This is a genomic window from Flavonifractor plautii ATCC 29863, assembly GCF_000239295.1.
Classification (GTDB): Bacteria; Bacillota; Clostridia; order Oscillospirales; family Oscillospiraceae; genus Flavonifractor; species Flavonifractor plautii.
In genome coordinates this window covers 1-1407 of the sequence record NZ_JH417675.1, presented here as the reverse complement: position 1 = coordinate 1407, position 1407 = coordinate 1, and the positions used below count along the sequence as shown (strand labels likewise).

General features: G+C 60.9%; 3 protein-coding genes. All 3 read right to left on the bottom strand.

Annotated features, from left to right (window positions below):
- Nucleotides 1–229 precede the first annotated feature (229 nt).
- Entirely contained in the window at nt 230–553 is a 324-nt protein-coding gene (locus tag HMPREF0372_RS04110; protein ID WP_007489241.1) for a hypothetical protein, read from the bottom strand.
- Nucleotides 554–555: 2 nt separating this feature from the next.
- A complete protein-coding gene (locus HMPREF0372_RS04105) occupies nt 556–828 on the bottom strand; it encodes a phage holin (RefSeq protein ID WP_007489239.1) in 273 nt (90 codons plus the stop codon).
- 18 nt (nt 829–846) lie between these two features.
- Nucleotides 847–1407 (bottom strand): peptidoglycan recognition protein family protein (locus tag HMPREF0372_RS04100; protein ID WP_007489237.1); only part of this gene is annotated, 561 nt, incomplete at its 5' end.

Genomic DNA, 1407 nt, shown 5'->3' with positions numbered 1-1407 from the left:
TTAAAATTTTCTTAAATCTTACACCGTCTCTCTTCCGATCTGGCCCCTCTTCTGCTCATTTGAGACATGGCATCCTGCCGATTCTGCAACTTTTTTAGTCTCATCGTTATCACCAACAATTTGCCGTTAGTAACACAGCAAGCCCCCGCTCACCGAGCGGGGGCTTGGCTTATTTGTCTGTCGTATCCTGTTCTCCCAGCTTGTCCTCCGCACCGTCCAGTGTGCGAAATCACCCGATCCTGATCCCGATACTAGCCAGAAGATACCCTATCGCGCCCGTAATGATAGCCGCCACGACCGTCTCCCACCGCTTGGACGGCTTCTCTTTCAGGGCGTTCAGGTCCGCCGACATTGAGGACAGCCGGTCGATGATATTGCCGTACTGTGTGGTAACCGTGGCCATACCGCGCTCCAGCTCACCCAGCCGGTCATAGATTTTTTCGCGCGCAAGTGAGCTATGCTGCTTCTGTGCCTCTAACGCCCGCTCCAGTGCCTCCACGCGGGCGATGGACACACAATTTACCCCATTGATAGGGCAATCGTTTTCGGGCATACTCAGCCCTCCCTGTCGTCCTTTGGCTTGTGGTAGGTGAGGGCCTGTGCGCTGTCCCCCAGCCCTTTAGTGGTTGGGTCGGTGGTAACACCCACCAGGGCCAGCACACCAAATACGGCGGTGACCAGGGCGGTGAGCGCCTGCTGCCAGCTTCCGGCTTCGGCGGTGATGTCCACACCAAAGAGCTGTGCCATACCCACCGCAAACGCGCCGAGCACGCCGATGAGCCCCGTCCAGAACGCGGGGCTCTTCAGTCTGACTTTCCAGTTGATCATGTCATGTACCTTCCTTTCTCAACGCGAGGCCGCCCACTTGATGATGAGTGCCTGCACATTCTCGGCGGAGTAGTCCCCGCCCTTCCAGTAATCAGGGCTGTCGATAAGCCCAGCGGCAGCCAGCTTGTCCACGGCGGCATCCAGTTCGGACACACCGGTCGACTCACCCCGGCAGAGGGCCAGGAACGCCTCCCAGGCTCCGGGGGTGGCCCGGATGGTCTTGGGGCAGTCCTTGCCGTTCCAGTGGTTGTGCTGCACCACGTGGTCGATGTGGATGCCGTGCTCCTCCATGAGCAGCCTCACCAGCGCGGCCGCGTTGGCCTTGGCCGCCTCGAAGTCCCCTCCCGCGTTGACGCAGATCTCGACGCCGATGCTGGTGGCATTGCCCGGCCCGCTCTTGCCGTCCCCGGCGTGGTAGGCCGTCTCGGCGTCTGGCAGGTTTTGGACAATGGCGTGGTCGTCCACGGTGTAATGCCAGCTCACCAGGTCGCGCTCCCCGGCATCGCTGTCCAGGTAGGCAGCGTGGGCCGCGGCGTCGGCGCCCTTGGCCGCGTTGCCGGTCTCGTGGATGGTGATGTA

Coding starts and splice junctions, on each gene's coding strand:
- HMPREF0372_RS04105 (WP_007489239.1), bottom strand. CDS start 828: ATGATCAACTGGAAAGTCAGACTGAAGAGCCCCGCGTTCTGGACGGGG.
- HMPREF0372_RS04110 (WP_007489241.1), bottom strand. CDS start 553: ATGCCCGAAAACGATTGCCCTATCAATGGGGTAAATTGTGTGTCCATC.